Raw genomic sequence first — 20,146 nt, forward strand, 5'->3', positions numbered from 1 at the left:
TTACCCGGGCCGCCCTTGACGAGCGGCTCGACCTGCGAAAATGCTCGGCGCGGGGACCACCGACAGTCCACTTCGGGCGGCTTTCCCCGCGGTCGGCGGCCGCGCTTGAGTGAACAGGATTGAACCCCACGGGTGACCTTGGGTCACCCGGCCACCGTGCGCCGGGCCGCGTCGGCCAGCGTGGCCGGCAGGTCGCCGGTGCGGGCCAGCTCGCGGCGCAGCCGTTCGGCGCCGGTGCCCACGGTACGCAGGCGGTCCATCAGCTCCTCGGCCGTCGCCCGGTCGCCGTGCCGCTCCAGGGCCGGTGTCACCCGCTCGACCAGCTCACCGGCCATCTCCCAGGCCGGCCGGGCCCGGTCGCCTTCCATCAGCGTGCCGCCGAGCCCGGCGTGGGCCGCGTTCCAGTGCGCCGCCGTCAGCACCCAGTCCGGCACCGGGTCGGCCCGCCGGCCGGCCGCCAGCTCGTCCAGGGCCGTGCCGACCAGGGCGCGGATGAGCGCCGTGAGCAGCACGGTGTCGCCGACGGAGGGGCACACGTCGGCGACGCGGACCTCGATGGTGGGGTAGCGCAGCGACGGCCGGGCGTGCCAGAGCACGAGGCTCTCGTCGAGCATCACGCCCGAGTCGACGAGCAACCGGACCGTATGCTCCAGGTCGGCCCCCGAGTCGAACCAGGGCGCCGGGCCCAGGCTCGGCCACCGGTCCAGCTGCATGGCCCGCCAGCTGGCGTGGCCCGTGTCCACCCCGGCGAAGAACGGCGAGTTCACGAACATCGCCTGCACCACCGGCAGCCACGGCCGCAGGTGATTGCTCACCTGGATCGCGGTCGCCCGGTCGGGCACGCCGACGTGCACGTGACACCCGCAGACGGCCGGATCCGCGACGATCGGCCCGTAGTGCCCGGCGATCGCCTGGTAGCGGGGGTCGTCGGTCACGGTCAGGGCCGGCTCGCCGACCGGCGTCGCGCCCAGCGCCACCAGGTTCGCCCCGGAGGCGGCGGCCGCCTCGGCCGCGGCCAGGCGCATCGTCCGCAGACTCTGATCGATCTCGGACAGGTCGTGGCAGACCGGGGTGACCATCTCGATCATGCTGTGCCGGAACTCGCGGCGGCTCTGCTCCCGCAGCTCCTCCGGCAGCTTCCCGGCCACCGCGGGCGCCACCGGCACGTTCTGGCCCGTCCGCGGGTCGAGCAGCAGGTACTCTTCCTCGACGCCGATCGTCGGCCCGGTCATCGGCTCCCTCACCGGGTCGCGGTCAGCAGCACGAGGGCGATCCGCTCGGCGTGCGCGTAGGCCGGCCCGTCGAGCTCCTCGTCGTACACATCCGGATCGTACTCGCGATAGGTCCAGTCCAGGCCGGTGCCGGCCAGCCGCTCGGCCGCCGCCCGGTGGAACGGGTCCTGCCCGCCGACGATCCCGGTCCCGGCGAACAGCACCAGCGACCCGCCCGGGGCCAGCCGCTCGGCGGCCGCGTCGATGATCGCCATGGACAGCTCGTGCCCGTGCGCGCCGCCGTGCCGGTACGCCCGCCCGGCCGGGTCGATCATGAAGGGCGGGTTGGAGAAGATCAGGTCGAACTGCCCGTCGACATCGGCCAGCAGGTTGCTGCGGACCGGCCGTACGCCCGGCGTGCCCGCGAGCTCGGCGTTGATCCGGGCCAGCCGAAGGGCCGCCGGGTTGATGTCGACGGCGAGCACACCCGCCTCCGGCGCCCGCTTGGCCACGGTGATCGCCCCGGCCCCGGTGCCGCAGCCGATGTCCACCGCCCGGCGGATCGGCTGCTCACGCTGCTCGACGTGGGCGGCCACGGCGCCGGCCATCCGGTAGGTGTCCGGCCCGAAGAACACGGAGTCCTCGGCGTCGGTGGGGAAGGCCGAGTGCACGAACAGCTCCCCGTCGTAGGAGGAGAAACGGACGGTGCTGCGCCACTGCTCCCCGTCCTGCTCGAGCACGCCGGCCGCCGCCATGAGCTGCACGATCCGCTCCGGCAGCACGCCCGGCCCGAACGGGCGGCTCCACCCGAACACGTCGCGCACCCCGAACGCCCGCTGGTTCTGCGGCCGCCGGTTGACCCGCTCGTGGGTGGCCGGGGTGACAGTCGTGAACTCGTAGCCGACCTCGCGCAGGGCGCGGCCGAGGCCGACCAGCGCGGCGTCGAGCTCCTCGGCCGGGGCGGCGGTCATGGCGGTGATCGTCATGGCGCCCCGCATGCCCACGGAAGCGCCGCCCATTCCTGCCGGTTCGCGGCCGCCGGTCATCGGCCGCGGGTCGCGACGAGCATGACGAGGGCGATGCGCTCGGTGTCGGCGTAGGCCGGGCCGTCGAGCTGCTCGCCGAACACGTCGGAGTCGACTTCGTGATAGGCCCAGGCCAGGCCGGTGCCGGTGAGGGGCTCGGCCGCCGCCCGCTGGAACGGGTCACGCCCGCCGACGATGCCCGTGCTGGTGAACAGGACCAGCGAGCCGTGCGGGGCCAGGTGGGCGGCGGCCTGGTCGAGGATGGCCGCCGAGTGCTCGTGGTCGTCCGGCCCGCCGTCCCGCCCGGTCGGCCGGGACCGGTCGATCAGGATGCCGGTGACCATGACGGCCAGGCGGTGCTCGCGCAACGGGCCCAGCCAGTGACGGCGGGCCGGGCGGCCGCGCCAGCGGCGTACGGCGGGAACGCGGACGAAGGCGATCACCCCGGCCAGCTGGAGCAGGGCCGCGGTGAGCAGGCCGGCCGTGGGGCCGCCGATCGCGACGGCGGCCGGCGTGACCAGCGGCCCGGCCACGAAGATGACTTCCTGCAGCGCCACATCCAGGGCGTAGGCCGCGTGCACGGCCGACGGGGGCACCAGATCGGGCCAGAGGGCGCGCAGGCAGGCCTCCATCGGTGGCGGGCCGAGCCCGGCCAGCGCGGCCCCGGCGACGATCAGGCCGGCCCGGCCGCCGCTGAGCGCGACCACCACATAGCCCGCGGCCGAGAGCAGGGCCGAGCCGTACAGGATCGGCGGTTGCCGCCAGCGGTCGACGGCCCGGGCCGGCACGGGGGCCCCGGCCGCCATGCCGGCGGTGAAGACGGCGACCAGGGCGCCCGCGACGGCCAGGCTGACCGACTCGCGGGCGAACAGAAGCAGGGCCAGTGGCGCCGCGCCCATGGGAGGCGGCCGACCTGGCTGGCGGTGAGGACGAGCGGGACGTACGGCCGGCGCAGCACGGCACGAGCGCCGGCGCGCGAGTCTGCGGGTGCGGACATGCGGGCAACTCCGGGGGCACGGCGAACAGCCGCGGCAAGTCGCCCGAGGAGCGCGTCAGCCGGCGGCGAGGGAGGCGAGGGACACCGGGGGAGCGGGCCGCCACGGCGGGAACTGTGGCGGCGGAGTCCACCCAGGAGCGATCGCGACGCTCGTGATCGTTGCCGTACAACGGAAGCGGGGGCGTGACCCAGGTCGCAGCCGGAGCCCGGACGGGGGCTACGGACCGTGGGATCATCGTCACACCTTACCGTCTGGGCACGCTTGACGGGCCCTTCACTTCGGCCCCTAGTTGTGTCACCCGGTCGCGCAATCCGCGGTCGGCTGTCACGACGACGACGCGCCTCTCGCGGCCGGCCTCACGGACCAGGTCGACGATCCTGTCGTCGCCCGAGCCGGGGGCGCTCACGACGCGTACCTCCGCCGGGCCTTGTGGGGTTGACTTGGCCTGACCCTCCACGACCAGCGCGACCTCGACCGGGCCGGGTAGATCGGGCAGACCATTGGCAGCGACCGGAGTCAATGCGTCGCGCAGTCGCAGGGCCGCGCCGGGGCGGTCGCGCCACCATCCGTCGGGCACGGAACCGACGACATTGGCCCCGTCGACGATCACCAAAGGTACGGTCATGGAGTTGAGCGTACCCGAGTCAACTTTCTTCGAGAACGGGGAATCAATCGATCCGGCACGGCGCTGATACGGGTCGTGCAAGGTGGGTAAAGGCCCCCGGCACAACGGCTACGGAGAAGAGAGAAGACGTATGAGCATCGGACCGATCGGACCGGGCGGGCCCGGCCAGTGGGACGACTTCTTCGCGCGCTTCTTCGGCGCGGCTGACCCGCGCCGGTCGCAGCGCATCGACATCACCAAGTACATGAGCGGCGACGCCCGTGAGGTTCTTTCCGCGGCGGCGCGCCGGGCGGCCGAGCTGGCCGACCCCGACCGCACCATCGCCGACCTCGACACCGACCACCTGCTCTGGGCGACCCTGCAGCTGGAGCCGATGAAGCAGACCGTGCGCCGGGCCGGGGCCGACCCCGAGGCGCTGCTGTCCGCCCTCGGCCGCCCGGCCGGGGTGAGCGAGGAGCTCCCGACCCAGGTCCAGCTGACCCCCGCGGCCAAGCGGGCGCTGCTCGACAGCCTGCAGATCTCCCGGGCGGTCGGCGCCTCGTACGTCGGTCCCGAGCACATCCTGATGGCCCTCGGCCTCAACCCCGACTCGGCGGCCGGGCGGTTGCTGGGCGGCAAGCTGGACCCGCAGGCGCTGCAGCAGTCGGCCGAGCCGCAGCAGGGCGCCCCGCGGGCCGGTGCCCAGCGTGGCGGCGGCGCCGGCGGCAACGCCAACACCCCCACCCTCGAGCAGTTCGGCGTCGACCTGACCGAGATGGCCCGCCGCGGCGAGATCGACCCGGTCATCGGCCGCGCGAGCGAGATCGAGCAGGCCGTGGAGATCCTCTCCCGGCGCACCAAGAACAACCCCGTGCTGATCGGCGAGGCCGGCGTCGGCAAGACCGCGATCGTGGAGGGTCTGGCCCAGCGCATCGTGGACGGCGACGTCCCGCTGACCCTGGAGAACAAGCGGGTCATCCAGCTCGACCTGGCCGGTCTGGTCGCGGGCACCCGCTACCGGGGCGACTTCGAGGAGCGCCTGCGCAAGGTCATCGACGAGATCCGTGACTCGGGCGACAGCATGATCGTCTTCCTGGACGAGATCCACACGCTGGTCGGCGCCGGTGGTGGCGGCGGTGACGGTGGCGGCATGGACGCCTCCAACATGCTCAAGCCGGCCCTGGCCCGCGGCCAGCTGCGGGTGGTCGGCGCGACCACGCTCGACGAGTACCGCAAGTACATCGAGAAGGACGCGGCCCTGGCCCGGCGTTTCCAGCCCGTGCTGGTGGGCGAGCCCAGCGTCGAGGACACCGTCTCGATCCTGCGCGGCCTGCGCGACAACTACGAGGCCCACCACCAGGTGCGGATCACCGAAGAGGCCCTGCAGGCCGCGGCCGAGCTGTCCGACCGCTACATCACCGACCGGTTCCTGCCGGACAAGGCGATCGACCTGATCGACCAGGCCGGGGCGCGGGTGCGGCTGAGGGTCAAGACCCCGGACGCGGATGTACGCGAGAAGGAGCGCCGCCTCGAGCAGCTGTCCCGCGACCGTGACCAGGCCGTGGCGGCGGAGAACTACGAGAAGGCGGTCCAGCTCCGCGACGAGATCAACTCGCTCAAGGAGCAGATCGAGGCGGCCGGGGTCAGCGCCGACGGCGTGCCCCAGGTGACCGACGCCGACATCGCCGACGTCGTGTCGCGGGCCACCGGCATCCCGGTGTCCCAGCTGACCGAGGAGGAGAAGGCGCGCCTGCTGCGCCTGGAGGGACACCTGCACGAGCGGGTGGTCGGCCAGGACGACGCGGTCGCGGCCGTGGCCGAGGCGGTACGCCGCTCGCGGGCCGGCCTCGGTGACCCGGACCGCCCGGTGGGCAGCTTCCTGTTCCTGGGCCCGACCGGTGTCGGCAAGACGGAGCTGGCGCGGTCGCTGGCCGAGGCGCTGTTCGGCGAGTCGGACCGGATGATCCGCCTCGACATGAGCGAGTTCCAGGAGCGGCACACCGTGTCGCGCCTGGTCGGGGCCCCTCCCGGCTACGTCGGCTACGACGAGGCGGGTCAGCTGACCGAGGCGGTTCGCCGCCGCCCGTACAGCGTGGTCCTGCTCGACGAGATCGAGAAGGCCCACCCGGACGTCTTCAACATCCTGCTCCAGGTGCTCGACGACGGCCGGCTGACCGACAGCCAGGGCCGCACGGTGAGCTTCAAGAACACGGTGCTGATCATGACGAGCAACCTCGGCTCGGACATCATCAGCGGCACCCGGCGCTCGGTCGGCTTCGGCTCCGGCGAGGGCGGCGCGGCCAGCGAGGAGCTGCGCGACCGGCTCGACCGGCGTCTCAAGGAGCAGCTGCGGCCCGAGTTCATCAACCGGATCGACGAGATCATCATCTTCCGGCAGCTCGAGCAGGAGCAGGTCCGCCAGATCACCGAGCTCATGCTCGACGAGACCCGGCGCCGCCTGCACGCGCAGGACATCAGCCTGGAGATCACCACGGAGGCGATCGACTGGCTGGCCGAGAAGGGCTTCCAGCCCGAGTACGGCGCCCGCCCGCTGCGCCGGGTGATCCAGCGCGAGCTGGACAACCGGCTGTCCAAGATGCTGCTCGGCGGTGACATCGCCGCGGGGCAGTCGGTCAAGGTGGACGCGGTCGAGGGCAAGCTGACCTTCGCCTGATCCCTGCGAACAGAACGGCCCGGCTTCGCGAGAAGCCGGGCCGTTTCGTCATCGGCCGCCGAGCTGGGCCAGGCCGTCGAAGACGCCCAGGTGGGGATAGTCGACCCGCCAGTCCAGGTAGGCGGGGTTGCGCGCGGCCACTTCGACGTACGCGTCCTGGGCCATCTCGATCAGCCGGGGCGCGCTGAGCGCGGCCGGCGAGTCCGGATGCCAGCCGATCACATAGCGCCAGCGCAGTGGGGCCCCGCGCAGCGGACGGTGCGCCAGCCCGGCCGGGGCCCGGAACGTCGGCTGGCACAACCCCAGCGCCGACCCGGCCTCGACCATGTCGACGCAGCCGCGGATGTCGCTCTCCAGGACCCGCCGCGGCGTGAACCCGGCCCGCGCGCAGGCCGCCGCGAAGCAGTCGCCGAAACAGCCGTCGCCGGTGCCGGCCACCCACTGCTCGGTGGCCAGCTCGGCCAGGTCGACGTCGGTGTCCTTGGCGTTCGGATGGTCCTCGGGCATGAGCACGCACACCGCGTCGACCGCGACGGTCTGCCACACCAGGCCGTAGTCGGCCGACGGGATGGCGTCGCCGCAGACCCCGACCTGCGCGTAGTCGAGCTTGCCGGCGATCACCATGTTGGCCAGCTCGTCGACGTAGTAGGAGGCGTACGTGGTGATCTGGGCCTCCGGCTCGGCCATGGAGAGCCGGTGGACCATGCCGCCCAGGATCGGGCCGCCGATCGCCCCGAACCGGTAGCGGCTCATCCGGCCCTCGCCGGTCGCCCCGGCCAGCCGGGCCGCCTCGTCCTGCAGGCCCTTCATGGCCGGCAGGAGCACTCGGGCCCGGGCGAGGACCAGCTCGCCGAGCGCGGTGGGACGCGCGCCCCGGCGGTCGCGCTCGAAGAGCGGCCCGCCGAGAGTTCTCTCGATGCGCTGCAGCTGCGCGGTCAGCGCCGGCTGGGCCAGGCCCAGTTGCGATGCCGCCTTGGTCACGCTGCCGGTCTCCGCGATGGCGCAGACCACCTTGAGATGCCGCAGCTCCAGGTTCATAGCGTGACGTTAGGACCACGAAGACATAGATGGCTAGCCCTAAGCGCCGCTGAAAGATCCCCCACTTGTGACAAATGGGTTAACGAATCCGGCGTTTTCCCTACAAATCCTTGGCATACGTGGTGCGGCGAGTGACGGCATCGCGCAATTTGTCCACCACGGCCACGGCCGGATCGACGACCTTGTTCCACGGGGGAGTGGACGGGGTGGCCGGATGCGGGCGGGTCGGCGCGGCCTCCGCGGCCGTCTCGAACCGGTTGCCGACCCGGATCAGGTCCTCGATCGGGACCATCTGCACGAGCACGGGCAGGAGCTCCTCGGCGTCCGCGTCGACGTGCCGGCGGACGGCCGCGGCCACGTCGGCGGCGTGCTCGGCGCTGCGGCCTTGTTGCAACTGTTGCAGCGTGACCAGCAGGGCGTGGTCCTCGGCGAGCTCACGGTCGGTCAGCTCCTCGCCGCCGGGCACGACCTTGCGGATGGCCGGGTAGAGGTACTGCTCCTCGCAGCTCAGGTGGCGCGAGAGGGTGGCGATCACGACGTCGGTGACCCGCTTGTCGGCCGGGTCCTCGAGCATGCGGTCGCACAGCTTGAGCAGCTCGCGGTGCTGCTGGGTGATGACGTCGACGACGTTGCGCCCGGTGGTCTCGCCACCCATGGGCGGAAGCGGGGGAAGATTCAGTGACGACACGGCCGCAACGTTTCCCCGAGTGATGCCCATGACAAACCTTGTAACGATCTGCTGGTAGGAATAGCGGATGACGACCACCGCCGCCGAGGAGGTCACCGGCATCTGCCGTGACCTGCTGCGCATCGACACCACGAACACCGGCGACCCGCGCACCACGGTCGGCGAGCGCGTCGCCGCCGAGTACGTCGCGGAGAAACTCGGCGAGGTGGGCATCGAGTCCGAGATCCACGAGTCGGCGCCGAACCGGGCCAACCTGTTCGCCCGCATCCCCGGGGCCGACCGCAGCCGGGGCGCGCTCATGCTGCACGGCCACCTCGACGTGGTCCCGGCCGACGCCAGCGAGTGGTCCGTCGACCCGTTCTCCGGCGAGGAGAAGGACGGCTACCTGTGGGGCCGCGGCGCGATCGACATGAAGGACTTCGACGCGATGATGCTCGCCGTCGTCCGCGACTGGAAGCGCACCGGCTACGTGCCGCCGCGCGACATCGTGCTCATGTACACGGCCGACGAAGAGGCCGGCATGGAGTACGGCTCGCAGTGGCTCGTGCGCAACCACCGCGACGCGTTCGAGGGTGTCACCGAGGCCATCGGCGAGGTGGGCGGCTACTCGTTCACGGTCAACGACGACCTGCGCCTCTACCTGGTCCAGACCGCCGAGAAGGGCCTGGACTGGCTGCGCCTGCACGCCACCGGGCGGCCCGGGCACGGCTCGTTCGTGCACGACGACAACGCGATCACCACCCTGGCCGAGGCGGTCTCCCGGGTCGGCCGGCACCGCTTCCCGACCGTGCTCACCCCGACCGTGCGGACCTTCCTGGACCAGATCAGCGAGGCCCTGCAGGTCGAGCTCGACCCGGAGAAGCCGGAGGAGGTCATCGCCAAGCTCGGCCCGATCGCCAACCTGATCGGGGCCACGGTGCGCAACACGGCCAACCCGACCCGGCTCGAGGCCGGCTACAAGGACAACGTCATCCCCGGCCGGGCCAGCGCCACCATCGACTGCCGCACCCTGCCCGGGCACGCCGACGCGTTCCTGGCCGAGCTGCGCGAGCTGATCGGCCCCGGCGTCGACATCGAGCACATCTCCCAGCAGACGGCGGTCGAGACCGGCTTCGACGGGGCGCTGGTCGAGGCCATGGGCGAGGCGCTGCGGGCCGAGGACCCGGCCGCGCGCACCATCCCGTACATGATGTCGGGCGGCACCGACGCCAAGGCGTTCTCCACCCTCGGCATCCGGTGCTTCGGGTTCGCCCCGCTCAAGCTCCCCGCCGACCTGGCCTTCAGCTCGTTGTTCCATGGCATCGACGAGCGCGTTCCGGTCGAGGGACTAGAGTTCGGCGTGCGTGTGCTCGACCGTCTGCTCCGAAACAGCTGACTTGTGTGGAAGGACCCACTTCGATGACCGACCAGAACGCGGAGCTCGACGCCGCCCTCGAGCGCGTCGTGGAGGCCGCCCGGGCGCACCTCACGGCGGTCAAGGCGGCCGAGGGCCGGATGGACGACGACGACGTCTGGCAGGCGTACGTCAACCTCAACAACGCCTCCTTCGCGTACGACGAGAAGATGCTCGACGCGTACGGCGAGGTGACCCCCTGGGACGTGGAGTCGATCGACCCCGACGAGGCCGACCAGCGCTTCGGTCTCGGTGTCGACGGCTTCGACCCGGCCGAGTCCACCGACCCGTACCCGCAGGTCCTCTCGGTGCGCCAGCGCCGCGACTACCGCGTGCCGAGCATCTCGGCGCTGCTGCGCCGGGCCGAGGTGGCCCGCCGCAGCGCCGTCCCCGAGGACGAGGACCCGGGCGCGGTCGAGACGGTCGGTGAGGCCGTGCTCGAGCTGCTGCAGGCCGGCGACGGCTCGCTGTCGTCGCTGGACGTGCCGGAGCTGGAGCCGCTCGACGGCCTGCTGACCGTGAGCGAGATCTCCGAGCCGCTCGACCTGGAGGCGTACGAGGACTCGGACGGCGACGGGCCGTTCGCTCCGAAGCCCGGCGACCTGCTGGTCGGCCGGCTCGACGAGCACCCGTACCTGCCCGACGAGGAAGAGGACCACGCCGGCCACCAGCACTGATCTTCGGTTGTGACCAGGAAGGGCCCGTCCGCACGGACGGGCCCTTCTCAGTAGCTCAGCCCGGGCTGCGGGCTGGGCTGAACGCGACGGCGGAGCATCACCTTGCGGGTGCCGTCCCGGTAGAGCTGGACGCGGGCCAGCTCCCATCCCGAGAACTCCGCCTGAATGGCGAGCTGCGCCGCCGCGGTCAACCGATCGACATTCGAGGGCAACCTCAGCGGCGCGTATTCGTAGTCCATGGCCACTAGAGTGCACCTGTTCGCGGGCCCCCGACAAGCACTGACCAGCGCTTATCCCCTCCGCTGACATCTCGCCTGGTCACGGCGGCCCCGTGCGGCGATGATCACAGGCCGGCGGCCCGCTGGTGTGCTGACTCGCGCAGCCGGTCCAGGGCCGGTGTCTCACAGGTGCGGCACGCTGGGCGCCGGCGTAGGTGGTAGCCGAGGGTGGCCGCGCCCAGGGCCAGGCTCCAGAGCGGCCACGTCGCCATCGGGAAGGCGGCCAGGCCGTGCTCGGCCAGCAGGTCCAGGGCCTCGGGGTCGGCGAAGAAGGCCACCGAGGCCGACATCACGAAGATCGCCACCAAAGTCGCGGGGATGGTGGCGGCCCGGATCGGCAGCCGCCGGCCCAGGAACCGCTCGCCCCATCGCTGCGTCAGGCCCAGCGTGAGGATCGCGCCCACGGTGGCGAACGCGCCGAGACCCAGCGCGCCCCAGACGCCGCCGTCGGCGTGCAACTCGTCCAGGAACTCCTGGGAGATGCCGAGCGGGATGCCGGCCACCCAGGCCAGCCGGACGACGGCGTAGAACATCGGGATCACAGCGGCGACGTAGGCGGCCCATCGGCCCCAGCGGGCCGCGGACGCCGGTGACTTCCAGCCGCGGCTGCCGCCGCACTCTTCACAGGCCCCGGCCGTACGGAACTGCCAGCGCAGCGCCGCCCGGGCCAGCAGGAGTCCGCCGAGGACGGCCCAGGCCTGGTTGAGCAGGGTCCAGTTGAAGACCTCGGAGTAGTCGATCGGCGGGAATCCGAACGGGAAGCCGATGATCAGGATCGGCAGATAGCCGGTGACCACCAGCAGCCGCATGTCCGGCACGACGACCAGCAGCCCGGCCACCAGCAGCCAGACGTAGCCGAGCACCGCGAGTCTGATCCAGCGGGGCGGCCGGTCGCTGTCCAACATGATCAGCAGGGCGACGGCGCCGGTCAGCAGCGCCCCGGCGAACAGCGGGGCTCCGGCCTCCGGGTCGAGGCGGCTGAGGACGGCGGTCTGGCCGTCCTGGTGGCCGGCGCCGAACGGGAAGCCGCGGCCGGTGAACGTCCAGACCAGGGCGACGGTGCCGTAGAGGGCGGCCCAGGTGGCCGCGAGCTTGCGTGCCGAGTTCGTCATGCTTCGACGATCGCGATGTCCCGGCTCGGCCGGATCCCTCCGCGAAGCGAGCCGTCTCCCTCGCGCGGGGGAGCTACGGCGCTATGAACCCCGAGCGGTACGCGACGACGACGGCCTGGGTGCGGTCGCGGACGCCGAGCTTGCCGAGCAGGCTGCCGACGTGGGTCTTGACCGTCTCGACGCCGAGGAAGAGGCAGGCCGCGATCTCCGCGTTGGACAGACCCTCCGCCATGAGCGTGAGCACCTCGGCCTCGCGGTCGGTCAGCCGGGCGCCGGGCAGGCCGAGCTCCCGCGACGGCTGGTGGGCGGCGGCCAGCCGGCGCACCGCGGCCGGGAAGAGCAGCGAGTCGCCGCGGGCCACGACGCGTACCGCCTCGACGATCTGGGCCGGGCGGGCCCGCTTGAGCAGGAACCCGTCCGCCCCGGCCCGCAGCGCCTCGTAGACGTGGTCGTCGTTCTCGAAGGTCGTCACGACCAGCACGCGCGGCGCCGGGTCGGGACCGCGCTCGATCAGCAGCCGGGTCGCCTGGATACCGTCGAGCCGCGGCATCCGTACGTCCATCAGCACGACGTGCGGCCGCAGGCGGACCGCCGCCGGAACCACCTCGGCCCCGTCGCCGGCCTCACCCACCACGGTCAGGTCGTCCTCGGCGTCGAGGATGGCCCGCAGGCCCCTCCGCACCAGTTCGTCGTCGTCCACGATGAGCACGCGCAGCGGCCCGTCAGTCATGGCGTCCCTCCGTGATCGGCAGCCGCGCGACGACGCGCCACGAGCCGGCCTGCGGCCCGGCCGTCAGCTCGCCGCCGAGCAGCCGCACCCGCTCCCGCATCCCGTCCAGACCTCGCCCGCCGCTTCCCGCCGCGCCGCCGGCCTGGACCCGGGCACGGGGCCCGCCGCTTCCCGCCGCGCCGCCGGCCCGGACCCGGGCGCCGGGCCCGCCGGCGAGCGGGTTGGTGACCTCGATGGTCAGGTCGCCGCCCGCGGCGATCCGCACCCGCGCCGTGCCGGTTCCGTGTTTCGCGGCATTTGTCAGGCTTTCCTGCACGATGCGGTAGGCCTCCCGGGAGACGTGCGGCGGCAGGTCCCCGACGTCCACCTCGGCGTCCACGCCCTCGGCGAACAGGCGGTCGATCTCGGCCAGCGTCGGCGCCGCCCGCCGCATCTCCGCTTCCTGCCGTGGCCCCCCTTCGCGACCCGGCCCTTCGCGCGGGGATGCACCGGGCGGGGCCTCGCGAAGGACGCCCAGGACCGCGTCGAGCTCGTCGAGGGCGTTGCGGCCGAGGTCCTCGATCGCGGTCAGGGCCCGGCGGGCGAACTCCGGGTCCCTGTCGAAGACGGCGCCGGCGGCACCGGCCTGAAGGGTCACCGCGGTCAGGGCGTGGCCGACCGAGTCGTGCAGCTCGCGGGCGAGACGGTTGCGGTGGGCCAGTTGCCGTTCGCGGGCCTCCAGCGCGGCCAGCCGCTCGGCCGGGGACGGGCCCAGCAGCACCGGGGCCATGGTCGCGGCGAGTTTGCCCAGGCCGGCGACCGCGTAGATGGTGCCGATCAGCAGCACCAGGCCGACGGCCGTCCAGGCCCACAAGTCGCCCGGACCGAGCGGCCCGACGTCGGTGCCGGTCAGCGCGCCCTCGGTGATGCCGAGGCGCTCGGCGAAGGCGATCAGCGCCAGCGGCACCGCGATGCCGACCGCGGCCGCGACCACCCCGCCGATGGCCAGGTGCAGGCCGAACCAGAGGGCGGCCCGCAGCCGGGTCTCCAGCGGGAGGCGGCCGGGCGCCGGCGCGGGAAGGTCGACCTGCAGCAGAGCGCGGGCGGCCGAGATCTCCAGTTCGCGGGTGCCGCCGAGGAACGGCGGCACGAGCGCCACCGCCGCCGCGACCAGCGCCGTCACGACCACGCCGGGCACGTTGTCGTCGCTGACCAGGAGCGCCTGGGCGAGCAGGCCGGCCGTCAGCGCGTACGGCAGGAGGACGACCGCACCCAGCAGGAGGAAGACGCCGCGCCGGTAGGTGCCGGCGCGGAGCAGGGGGCGCAGGACGGCGACCGGTCAGCCCTCGCCGTCCGGGTAGCCGACGCCCTCACGCTCGGGGTAGCCGACGTCGATGGCCGAGACGTCGTCGAGGGCGTGGGCGATCTCGGCCGGCAGGGTCAGCTCCTCGCTGAGCAGCGCGCCCTGCAACTGCCCGGCCGTGCGCGCGCCCAGGATCGGCGCGGCCACCCCGGGCCGATCACGCAGCCAGGCCAGCGCCACCTCGACCGGGGAGACGCCGAGACCGGCGGCGGCGGTCACCACCGCCTGCACGATGCTGGAGCTGCGGGGCTCGAGGTACGTCTGCACGAACGCGGCCAGATGCTCGGTGGCGGCCCGCGAGTCGAGCGGACGGCCGTTGCGGTACTTGCCGGTGAGCACGCCCCGGCCCAGCGGCGACCAGGCCAGCACCCCGAAGCCGAGCGCGGCCGCGGCCGGCAGCAGCTCACGCTCGATGCCCCGCTCGAGCAGCGAGTACTCCATCTGGGAGGCGACGATCGGGGCCCGGCCGGGGTACGCGGCCTGCCAGGTGGCCGCCCGCGTGGTCTGCCAGGCCGCGAAGTTGGAGACGCCGACATATCGCACGCGGCCGCTGTTGACCGCGTGGTCCAGGGCGGCCAGGGTCTCCTCGAGCGGGGTCAGCGGGTCGTAGCCGTGGACCTGCCAGAGGTCGACGTAGTCGGTGCCGAGCCGGCGCAGCGACGCGTCGAGCGAGCGCAGCAGGTTGCCGCGGGAGCCGTCGCGGGTGCGGAAGCCGTGCGGGGTGAGGCCGGCCTTGGTGGCGATCACCACTTCGTCCCGGGGGACCAGGTGGTCGAGCAGGGAGCCGATCACGGCCTCGGCGTCGCCGTCGCCGTACACGTCGGCGGTGTCGAGCAGGGTGCCGCCGGCCTCGAGGAAGAGTTTGAGCTGGGCGGCCGCGTCGTCCGGGTCGGTGTCCCGGCCCCAGGTCATGGTGCCGAGGGCGAGCCGCGAGACCGCCAGCCCGCTTCGGCCGAGCGGTCGCTGTTGCATGAGTGAACCTTATTCAGACAGTCTCCATAGGGAAATGCTGACGCCCAGGTGGAACCCGTCGGTTACCCGACCGAGATCACGCAGCGTTCGTCAGTAGGCTTCGAACAGCGAAAACGGAGGGGAGCGAACGTGCGACTGGGACTCAGCCTCGGCTATCAGTCGGCGTGGAGCACGCCGCAGGATCATCTGGCGATGGCGCAGGAGGCGGACCGGCTCGGCTACGCCGTGGCCTGGTCGGCCGAGGCCTACGGGTCGGACACGGTGAGCATGCTCGCCTGGATCGCCGGCCAGACGCAGCAGATCGACCTCGGCGCCGCCGTCATGCAGATCCCGGCCCGTACCCCGGCCATGACCGCGATGACCGCCGCCACCATCGACACCCTTTCCGGCGGCCGTTTCCGGCTCGGGCTGGGCGTCTCCGGGCCGCAGGTCTCCGAGGGCTGGCACGGCGTCCGCTTCGCCAAGCCCCTCGCCCGCACCCGGGAGTACGTCGAGATCGTCAAGATGGCGATCGCCCGCCAGCCCGTGTCGTACCAGGGTGAGCACTACACGCTGCCGCTGCCCGACGGCCCCGGCAAGGCGCTGCGGCTCGGCTTCCACCCGCCGCGCGAGCAGATCCCGATCTACCTGGCCGCCGTCGGCCCGAAGAACCTGGAGCTGGCCGGCGAGATCGCCGACGGCTGGCTCGCCATCTTCTTCGCGCCCGACGCCGCGGGGGAGTATTTGCAGCACATCGAGCGCGGCCGGGCCAAGAAGGGCCTCGGCCTGACCGGCTTCGACGTCGCGCCCACGGTGCCGGTGGTGCTCGGCGACAACGTGGCGTGGTGCGCCGACGTGATCCGGCCCTACGCGTCGCTCTACGTCGGTGGCATGGGCAGCCGTGAGCAGAACTTCTACAATCAGCTGGCCGTCCGCATGGGTTACGCCGACGAGGCGGCCAAGGTGCAGGAGCTCTACCTGAGCGGCAAGAAGGCCGAGGCGGCGGAGGCCGTGCCGCAGGAGTTCATCGAGCGCACCTCGATTCTGGGCAACAAGATCCAGGTCAAGGAGCGGATCAGGCAGTACGCTGCCGCCGGCGTCGGCACGTTGTCGGTGAGCCCCTACGTCGGCGACCTGAAGAGCGGCCTCGACACCCTCCGGATCGTCGCCGAGGCGTACGAAGAGTCCGGCGTGGCCGAGTAGTGGCCACCGTCCTTCTGCTCCGGCACGGGCGGACCACCGCCAACGCGACCGGCGAGCTGGCCGGCCGGCGGCCGGTGGAGCTCGACGACACCGGCCGCCGCCAGGCCGAGAGGGCCGGCGAGCGGCTGCGCGCGCTGCCGCTGGCCGCGGTGGTGACCAGCCCGCTGATCCGCTGCCGGACCACGGTCGAGCTCGCCCTGCCCGGGGTCACGCCGGTCGTCGACGACGACTTCACCGAGTGCGGGTACGGCGACTGGGAGGGCCGCCCGCTCAAGGAGCTGGCCAAGGAGGAGCTGTGGCCGGTGGTGCAGCAGCACCCCAGCGCGGCGGTCTTCCCCAACGGCGAGGCGATGGCAGCCATGTCGGCCCGCGCGGTCGGGGCCGTGCGGCGCTGGGACGCGCGTATCACCGCCGAGCACGGCCCGGAGGCGCTCTGGGTGGTGTGCAGCCACGGTGACGTGATCAAGGCCATCGTGGCCGACGCCCTCGGGCTGCACCTCGACCAGTTCCAGCGCATCGTCGCGGATCCGGCCTCGGTGAGCGTCATCCGGTACACCCCGACCCGCCCGTTCGTCGTGCGCGTCAACGACACCTCCGACCTGGCCTCCCTCGTACCCCCGCCCGCGGCGGCCAAGGACGGTGGGCAACCCGCCGCGCAGTCGGATGCCGCCGTCGGCGGCGGGGCCGGGAGTGGGGTTTAGGAGCGCAGTGTGACCGGCGTGTCACCGCTGGCTGGTGTGCGTTGCGCCGTGGGCGAACCCGGCCCCGTGGGGATGCGCGAGGGCCGGGGAGGGTGGATAGGGTTGTCCTCATGACCCACCAGGTGCACTCCTTCGAGCCGCCGGAGCGGTTCGTGGCCGGGACGGTGGGCGAGCCGGGTGACCGGACCTTCTTCCTCCAGGCCCGCGGCGGCGGCCGGGTGATCAGCGTCGCGCTGGAGAAGGTCCAGGTGTCGCTCCTCGCCGAGAAGCTCGAGGAACTGCTCGTCGAGGCGAACAAACGGTTCGGGGTCTCGCTGCCCGAGACCGCGATGCTCGCCGGGCACGACAACGAGCCGCTCGACACCCCGGTCGACGAGGAGTTCCGCGTCGGCACGCTGGGGCTCGCCTTCGACGTCGACTCGAGCACCGTGGTGATCGAGGCCATCGAGGCGGGGGAGTCCGAGGTCGAGATCGAGCTCGGCGCCGACCCCGACGACGAAGACGAGGACGACGACGTCGAGGACGACGACGATGAGGACGACGAGCCCGACGACGACCTCGACCGGCTCCGGGTGCGGCTGACCCCCGAGGCGACCCGGGCCTTCATCGACCGGGCCCGCCGCGTGGTGGCCGCCGGCCGTCCCCCGTGCCCACTCTGCGGCCAGCCGCTCGACCCGGCCGGCCACCTCTGCCCCCGGCACAACGGTTACCACCGGTGACGGCGGAGCCCGCGGCGGCGCTCGCCGAGAGTGACGCCCTCGACCTGCTCGCCCACGGCGAGATGGAGATCGAGGGCCGCCTCGTCGACGCGTCCAACACCACGCTGCGGGCCGAGATCTCGTTCAACGGCCTGACCCGGCGCTGCGTCTACAAGCCGGTGCGCGGCGAGAAGCCGCTGTGGGACTTCCCGGACGGCACGCTGGCCGGTCGGGAGATCTCGGCCTACCTCGTGTCGCGGGCGACGGGCTGGGATCTCGTGCCCCCGACCATCCTGCGGGACGGGCCGCTGGGGCCGGGCGCCCTGCAGCTCTGGATCGACGAGCCCGATGACCTGTCGCCGCTGATCGGCTTCGTCCCGGCCTACGACGTGCCGCACGGCTGGCTCGCCGTGGCCAACGCCCGGGACGAGGACGGGGACGCCTACGCGCTCGCCCACGCCGACGATCCCCGGCTGGCCCGGCTGGCCGTCTTCGACGCGGTGATCAACAACGCCGACCGCAAGGGCGGGCACGTCCTCTACCCGTCCACCGGGTCGATCCACGGCGTCGATCACGGCGTCTCCTTCCACGTGGAGAACAAGCTGCGTACGGTCCTGTGGGGCTGGACGGGAAAGCCGCTGATCCCCGAGGCCGCCGAGGTCCTGACGTCCCTGGTGGCCGCGCTCGACGGCGACCTCGGGCCGGCCTTGGAGGAGCACCTCACGATCTCCGAGGTCCAGCACGTACGCCTGCGCGCGAAGCGCCTGCTGCGCGCCGGCCGCTTCCCGCAGCCGCCGCAGGACTGGCCCGCGATCCCGTGGCCGCCCGTGTAGTCGGTCACGGTCGCCCGTCTTTGTTCCTACCAACTGGATAGGCTTGCGAACCATGGACGCTTGGACCGGGCACGACGTGCCGACCCTGCCCGGCTCGGGGGAGCCGCCCCGCCTGTTCGACACGGCCCGCCGTGCGGCTTTCGCCTCGGCGCCCTCGGGCGGGCCGGCCACGATGTACGTCTGCGGCATCACCCCGTACGACGCGACCCACCTGGGCCACGCGGCCACGATGATCACGTTCGACCTGGTCAACCGCCTCTGGCGGGACAACGGCCACGACGTCACGTACGTGCAGAACGTGACCGACATCGACGACCCGCTGCTGGAGCGGGCCGAGCGTGACGGCGAGGACTGGGTGGTCCTGGCCATGCGCGAGACGGCCCTGTTCCGCGAGGACATGGAGGCCCTGCGGATCATCCCGCCGGCCCACTACGTCGGCGCGGTCGAGTCGATCCCGTCGATCGTCACCCACGTCCTCGAGTTGGTCGCCTCGGGCGCCGCCTACACCCTCGATGACGGCACCGGCGACGTCTACTTCTCCATCGCCGCGGCCCCCCGCTTCGGTTACGAGTCCTCGCTGAGCCGGTCCGAAATGACGGTCCTGTCGGCCGAGCGCGGCGGCGACCCCGACCGGGCCGGCAAGCGGGACCCGCTCGACCCGCTGCTGTGGCGCGGCGCCCGCGACGGCGAGCCGGCCTGGGACGGCGGGGACCTCGGCCCCGGCCGTCCCGGCTGGCACATCGAGTGCGCGACGATCGCGCTCAACCTGCTCGGCGACACCATCGACGTGCAGGGCGGCGGCAGCGACCTGATCTACCCGCACCACGAGTGCTCGGCCGCCCACGCCGAGACGCTCACCGGCGCGGCGCCCTTCGCGAGCCACTACGTGCACGCCGGCATGATCGGCCTCGAGGGCGAGAAGATGTCGAAGTCCAAGGGCAACCTGGTGTTCGTCTCCCGCCTGCGCGGCGACGGCGTCGACCCGATGGCCGTACGGCTGGGTCTGCTCTCCGGGCACTACCGCAGCGACCGGGAGTGGACCGACGAGGTCCTCAAGGCCGGCGAGGAGCGCCTGACCCGCTGGCGCGCGGCCGCGAGCGCCCCGTCCGGCCCGTCCGGCGAGGGTCTGCTGGCCGCCGTGCGCGCGAGCCTGGCCGATGACCTGGACGCCCCGGCCGCGCTGGCCGTGGTGGACGCGTGGGCCGATGCCGCCCTGTCCTCGGCCGGCGACGACGACCAGGCCCCGGCCCTCATGGCCCGCACCGTGGACGCGCTCCTCGGCGTCCGCCTCTGACCTTCGGCCGGCCCGCGGCGCCCCGCTTTCCCCGAACCCGCCCGGGCGCCCACCGCCGATGCCGCCTCCAAGCGCCCGGTGATCCCTCGGATCGCCGGGCGCTTGTTTTCGGCGTGTCGCGGGTTTTGGCCGGATGACGAGCTGTTTGAGCGCTGTTCGGCATCACGGCCGAGACGCCCCCGAGGCGACCCTAGATGATGATCTTGGGTTACTGGGCAGTTCGGGAAATTTGTACGCTATTGGTCGTAATTAGCCGAAATCAGCCACATTTTGATCTTCAATCGTCCAGACTTTCGGTGGTCAAACAATCGTCCGAAAGGAATCACCATGCGTCGTCCGGTCATGTACGTTGCGGGTCTGCTGCTGGCTGCCGGTGGAACCCTCGCCTTCGCGGGTCCCGCCTCGGCCGCTGTCTCCCACAACGGCAGCGCCGCTGCTGTTGCCAACAACCCCTGGGGCGATGGCACCGACATCGACTACGACTTCGACTACCGTTCGTCGAACTACGACCTCGACTACCGTCTCAACCGTGAGGACAACGACAACAACAGCCAGTTCGCGCTGCTGAACGTCCTCAGCCCGAACGGTGAGGGCAACCAGGGCCTGGGCCTCGGCATCCTCGGCACCGGCGGCATCCTCGGCGGCTGATCTGCCGTTGACTGAGACCCGGGGCTCCCGTGAGGGGCCCCGGGTTTT

At 72.4% G+C, this 20,146-nt stretch carries 20 protein-coding genes; 9 read left to right on the forward strand and 11 right to left on the reverse strand.

Annotated features, from left to right (window positions below; genetic code table 11):
* Positions 1-143: 143 nt before the first annotated feature.
* From AB0J66_RS32590 to AB0J66_RS32605, 4 genes are all read right to left on the reverse strand, one after another.
* Positions 144-1,232, reverse strand: a complete 1,089-nt coding sequence (locus AB0J66_RS32590; protein ID WP_364668866.1) for a glutamate--cysteine ligase — start codon at positions 1,230-1,232, stop codon at positions 144-146.
* 8 nt (positions 1,233-1,240) lie between these two features.
* Entirely contained in the window at positions 1,241-2,197 is a 957-nt protein-coding gene (locus tag AB0J66_RS32595) for a class I SAM-dependent methyltransferase (RefSeq protein WP_364668869.1), read from the reverse strand.
* Positions 2,198-2,253: 56 nt separating this feature from the next.
* Entirely contained in the window at positions 2,254-3,135 is an 882-nt protein-coding gene (locus AB0J66_RS32600) for an MFS transporter (protein WP_364668872.1), read from the reverse strand.
* A gap of 343 nt (positions 3,136-3,478) precedes the next feature.
* Positions 3,479-3,859 carry a hypothetical protein gene (locus tag AB0J66_RS32605; protein ID WP_364668874.1) on the reverse strand — a complete coding sequence of 127 codons (381 nt, stop codon included), beginning with the start codon at positions 3,857-3,859 and terminating at the stop codon, positions 3,479-3,481.
* A gap of 130 nt (positions 3,860-3,989) precedes the next feature.
* On the opposite strand from AB0J66_RS32605, the gene AB0J66_RS32610 reads away from it, so the two are divergent.
* Positions 3,990-6,512 carry an ATP-dependent Clp protease ATP-binding subunit gene (locus tag AB0J66_RS32610; protein ID WP_364668877.1) on the forward strand — a complete coding sequence of 841 codons (2,523 nt, stop codon included), beginning with the start codon at positions 3,990-3,992 and terminating at the stop codon, positions 6,510-6,512.
* A gap of 48 nt (positions 6,513-6,560) precedes the next feature.
* Here AB0J66_RS32610 and AB0J66_RS32615 read toward each other — a convergent pair whose 3' ends face one another.
* The gene (locus AB0J66_RS32615) at positions 6,561-7,550 is read right to left on the reverse strand and encodes a LysR family transcriptional regulator (protein WP_364668880.1); all 990 of its coding nucleotides are present in this window, start codon (positions 7,548-7,550) and stop codon (positions 6,561-6,563) included.
* Between the two features lie 100 nt (positions 7,551-7,650).
* A complete protein-coding gene (locus AB0J66_RS32620; protein ID WP_364668883.1) occupies positions 7,651-8,238 on the reverse strand; it encodes a hemerythrin domain-containing protein in 588 nt (195 codons plus the stop codon).
* 67 nt (positions 8,239-8,305) lie between these two features.
* Here AB0J66_RS32620 and AB0J66_RS32625 point away from each other — a divergent pair, with 67 nt between their 5' ends.
* Both AB0J66_RS32625 and AB0J66_RS32630 read left to right on the forward strand, forming a co-directional pair.
* Complete coding sequence (locus AB0J66_RS32625; protein WP_364668885.1) at positions 8,306-9,613, forward strand: M20/M25/M40 family metallo-hydrolase; 1,308 nt, start codon at positions 8,306-8,308, stop codon at positions 9,611-9,613.
* A 23-nt stretch (positions 9,614-9,636) separates the two neighbouring features.
* Complete coding sequence (locus tag AB0J66_RS32630; RefSeq protein ID WP_364668887.1) at positions 9,637-10,308, forward strand: hypothetical protein; 672 nt, start codon at positions 9,637-9,639, stop codon at positions 10,306-10,308.
* 47 nt (positions 10,309-10,355) lie between these two features.
* Here AB0J66_RS32630 and AB0J66_RS32635 read toward each other — a convergent pair whose 3' ends face one another.
* From AB0J66_RS32635 to AB0J66_RS32655, 5 genes are all read right to left on the reverse strand, one after another.
* Positions 10,356-10,547, reverse strand: a complete 192-nt coding sequence (locus AB0J66_RS32635) for a DUF5703 family protein (protein WP_364668890.1) — start codon at positions 10,545-10,547, stop codon at positions 10,356-10,358.
* Between the two features lie 104 nt (positions 10,548-10,651).
* Complete coding sequence (locus AB0J66_RS32640; RefSeq protein ID WP_364668893.1) at positions 10,652-11,698, reverse strand: hypothetical protein; 1,047 nt, start codon at positions 11,696-11,698, stop codon at positions 10,652-10,654.
* 73 nt (positions 11,699-11,771) lie between these two features.
* A complete protein-coding gene (locus AB0J66_RS32645) occupies positions 11,772-12,428 on the reverse strand; it encodes a response regulator transcription factor (protein WP_364668896.1) in 657 nt (218 codons plus the stop codon).
* Positions 12,421-13,605, reverse strand: coding sequence for a histidine kinase (locus tag AB0J66_RS32650; RefSeq protein ID WP_364668899.1), 1,185 nt, complete (start codon positions 13,603-13,605; stop codon positions 12,421-12,423). Before AB0J66_RS32650 ends, AB0J66_RS32645 begins: the two co-directional genes overlap by 8 nt.
* Positions 13,606-13,746: 141 nt before the next feature.
* Positions 13,747-14,742 carry an aldo/keto reductase gene (locus AB0J66_RS32655; protein ID WP_364668902.1) on the reverse strand — a complete coding sequence of 332 codons (996 nt, stop codon included), beginning with the start codon at positions 14,740-14,742 and terminating at the stop codon, positions 13,747-13,749.
* Between the two features lie 129 nt (positions 14,743-14,871).
* Here AB0J66_RS32655 and AB0J66_RS32660 point away from each other — a divergent pair, with 129 nt between their 5' ends.
* The 6 genes from AB0J66_RS32660 (at position 14,872) to AB0J66_RS32685 (ending at position 20,098) form a co-directional block, all read left to right on the forward strand.
* The gene (locus AB0J66_RS32660; RefSeq protein ID WP_364668905.1) at positions 14,872-15,924 is read left to right on the forward strand and encodes an LLM class F420-dependent oxidoreductase; all 1,053 of its coding nucleotides are present in this window, start codon (positions 14,872-14,874) and stop codon (positions 15,922-15,924) included.
* A complete protein-coding gene (locus tag AB0J66_RS32665; protein WP_364668907.1) occupies positions 15,924-16,625 on the forward strand; it encodes a histidine phosphatase family protein in 702 nt (233 codons plus the stop codon). Before AB0J66_RS32660 ends, AB0J66_RS32665 begins: the two co-directional genes overlap by 1 nt.
* 110 nt (positions 16,626-16,735) lie before the next feature.
* Positions 16,736-17,344: a DUF3090 domain-containing protein gene (locus tag AB0J66_RS32670; RefSeq protein ID WP_364668909.1), complete on the forward strand. Its 609-nt coding sequence runs from the start codon at positions 16,736-16,738 to the stop codon at positions 17,342-17,344.
* Positions 17,341-18,156 (forward strand): SCO1664 family protein, encoded by an 816-nt coding sequence (locus AB0J66_RS32675; RefSeq protein WP_364668911.1) that lies wholly within the window; start codon positions 17,341-17,343, stop codon positions 18,154-18,156. The genes AB0J66_RS32670 and AB0J66_RS32675 overlap by 4 nt, the downstream gene beginning before the upstream one ends.
* A 52-nt stretch (positions 18,157-18,208) precedes the next feature.
* A complete protein-coding gene (gene mshC / locus AB0J66_RS32680) occupies positions 18,209-19,450 on the forward strand; it encodes a cysteine--1-D-myo-inosityl 2-amino-2-deoxy-alpha-D-glucopyranoside ligase (protein ID WP_364668914.1) in 1,242 nt (413 codons plus the stop codon).
* Between the two features lie 327 nt (positions 19,451-19,777).
* On the forward strand, positions 19,778-20,098 hold the full coding sequence (locus AB0J66_RS32685; RefSeq protein WP_364668917.1) for a hypothetical protein: 321 nt from the start codon (positions 19,778-19,780) through the stop codon (positions 20,096-20,098).
* Positions 20,099-20,146 lie beyond the last annotated feature (48 nt).

Origin of the sequence: Actinoplanes sp. NPDC049598, assembly GCF_040675435.1 — a bacterium.
Lineage (GTDB): Bacteria > Actinomycetota > Actinomycetes > Mycobacteriales > Micromonosporaceae > Actinoplanes.